This is a genomic window from Thauera sp., assembly GCF_035444905.1.
GTDB lineage: Bacteria > Pseudomonadota > Gammaproteobacteria > Burkholderiales > Rhodocyclaceae > Thauera.
On record NZ_DAOMPS010000131.1, the window covers coordinates 1 to 2429 of the forward strand.

Genomic DNA, 2429 nt, shown 5'->3' on the forward strand with positions numbered 1-2429 from the left:
GGTAACCGGTCACTGAGCGGCGTCCTTCTCCCGTCCGCGCCCACGCGGAACAATCCTCCCCAGGTTCATTAGGGAGGCGCACGCAGTGACCAGGGCGACAGCAAGGAACAACAAGTGGCAGCGGCGTAGCCGTCAGGAATGGCAAGCCGTCATCGGGCGGTTTGCCCAGAGCGGGCTTGGCATCAAGCCGTTCTGCGCCCGCGAAGGCATCAGCGAGTCGAGCTTGCACCGCTGGCGAAGCCTGCTGGGCGAGCCGAGCACGCGATCGGCCGCCGCGCAGGCGATGGAACCCCCCGGCTTCGTCGACGCCGGCACCCTCAGGCTCGGCGGCGGCCGGATCGAGATCAAGCTCGATCTGGGCGATGGCGTCGTGCTGCACCTGTCGCGTGGCTGATGTTCTTCCCCGAAGGCGCCGTCCGGGTCCATGTCTATGGCCGCCCGGTCGACATGCGCAAATCCTTCGACGGCCTGTACGCGCTCACCCGCCAGGCGCTCGGCTGCGATCCGCTGTCGGGCGAGCTGTTCGTGTTCATCAACCGGCGCGGCACGCAGATGAAGGTGCTGTACTGGGATCGCACCGGATTCTGCGTCTGGGCCAAGCGCCTGGAGCAGGGGCGCTTCGTGTCGAACTGGGCGCACGTCACCACCCGCCAGATGGACTGGACCGGGCTCAAGCTCTTGCTCGAAGGCATCGAGCCGGCACGCTTCAAGCGCCGTTTCAGACTGCCTGCAAACGACTCGAAACCCGCATGAATGCTGGGTTCTACGGTAAAATACGTGTCATGCTCGCGCCGTCTTCCGCCCCCGTTCCGACTCCTGCCGAGGCCGCCCAGTGGGCGCCCGAGCGCATCGTCGAGGTGGTGCAGGCGAACGTCGCCCTGCAGCGCGACATCGATGCGATGCGGCTTGAGTTTGCGGCGCTCAAGCACCAGCTCGAGTGGTTCCGCCGCCAGCTCTTCGGCCAGAAGAGCGAGAAGCGCGTGGTTTCAGCAGACCCGGCGCAGATGTATCTGGGCGAGCTACCGATCCCCGAATCGCAGCCCGACACCCCCGGCAAGACCGTGGCGGGACACACCCGCCGTGCGTCGCGCACCGACTACGCACAGGACAAGGACGAATCGGCGCTGTTCTTCGACGAGACGCGCGTCCCGGTCGAGACCATCACGCTCGCCAACCCCGAGACCAAGGGGCTTGCCGCTGACCAGTTCGAGGTGATCGGCGAGAAGGTCAGCCATCGCCTGGCGCAGCGCCCGGGCAGCTACGTGATCCTCAAGTACGTGCGCCCGGTCATCAAGCGCCGCGACACGCAGACGATCCACTGCCCGGCGGCGCCTGTCGGGGTGCTCGAGGGCAGCCGCGCCGACGTAAGTTTCCTGGTCGGGCTGTTGCTCGACAAGTTCGCCTGGCACCTGCCGCTGTACCGCCAGCATCAGCGCCTGGCCGATGCCGGCATCACGGTCAGCCGCGCCTGGCTCACGCAACTGGCTGCACAGGCCGCCGCGCTGCTCGTGCCGATCTACGAGGCCCAATTGGCGTCGATCCGCGCCAGCCGCGTCAAGGCCATGGACGAGACCCCGATCAAGGCCGGCCGTGCCGGCCCAGGCAAGATGAAGGCCTGCTACTTCTGGCCAGTCTATGGCGAGTTGCACGAGATCTGTTTCCCGTTCTTCGAGAGCCGCGCACACAGCAATGTCGAGAAGGTGCTCGGGCTCGAGCCGGCCGAAGGCAGTGTCCTGCTCTCGGACGGCTATGGCGCCTACGAGAGCTACGCGAGCAAGACCGGGCTCACGCACGCGCAGTGCTGGACGCACTGCCGGCGCGAATTCATCAACGCCGAAGCGGCCGAGCCCGAGCTGGCGGCCAAGGCGATCGCGTTCATCGGCGCGCTCTACGCGGTCGAAGCGAAGATCCGCGACGACAAGCTCAAGGGCGAGGCCAAGCGCGAGTACCGGCTCGATCACGCCCGTCCGATCGTGGCGGCCTTCTTCACCTGGGTACAGGAGCGCCTGGACGCGCACGGGCTGCTGCCGAGCAACCCGCTGACCAAGGCGCTGATCTACGCACACAAGCGACGGGCGGCACTGGAAGTGTTCCTCGCCGACCCGGATGTGCCGATCGATACCAACCATCTCGAACGGGCGCTAAGGCCGATTCCGCTGGGTCGGAAAAACTGGATGTTCAGCTGGACCGAGCTCGGCGCCCAGCACGTCGGCGTCGTCCAGAGCCTGATTGCGACCTGTCGGCTGCATGAACTCGATCCGTACGACTATCTCGTCGACGTGCTCCAGCGCGTCGGCCAGCACCCGGCTGCCGACGTCGCACAGCTCACGCCCAGGCTGTGGAAGCAGCGCTTCGGTAAGGCTCCGCTGCGCTCCGATATCTCAAAACGGACCTCGTAGGAACAACTCCGCGGGCTGACCGCTTACGCT

The 2429-nt window shown here is 66.4% G+C and carries 3 protein-coding genes; all 3 read left to right on the forward strand.

The genetic code is table 11. The features are described from left to right. Positions 1-85 precede the first annotated feature (85 nt). From tnpA to tnpC, 3 genes are read left to right on the forward strand one after another with little or no spacing between them, the layout of a single operon-like run. The gene (gene tnpA, locus PLC66_RS22540) at positions 86-394 is read left to right on the forward strand and encodes an IS66 family insertion sequence element accessory protein TnpA (RefSeq protein WP_324544412.1); all 309 of its coding nucleotides are present in this window, start codon (positions 86-88) and stop codon (positions 392-394) included. Continuing rightward, entirely contained in the window at positions 394-753 is a 360-nt protein-coding gene (gene tnpB, locus PLC66_RS22545; RefSeq protein ID WP_324544413.1) for an IS66 family insertion sequence element accessory protein TnpB, read from the forward strand. Before tnpA ends, tnpB begins: the two co-directional genes overlap by 1 nt. A 29-nt stretch (positions 754-782) precedes the next feature. Beyond that, positions 783-2399 (forward strand): IS66 family transposase, encoded by a 1617-nt coding sequence (gene tnpC / locus PLC66_RS22550; RefSeq protein ID WP_324544414.1) that lies wholly within the window; start codon positions 783-785, stop codon positions 2397-2399. Positions 2400-2429 lie beyond the last annotated feature (30 nt).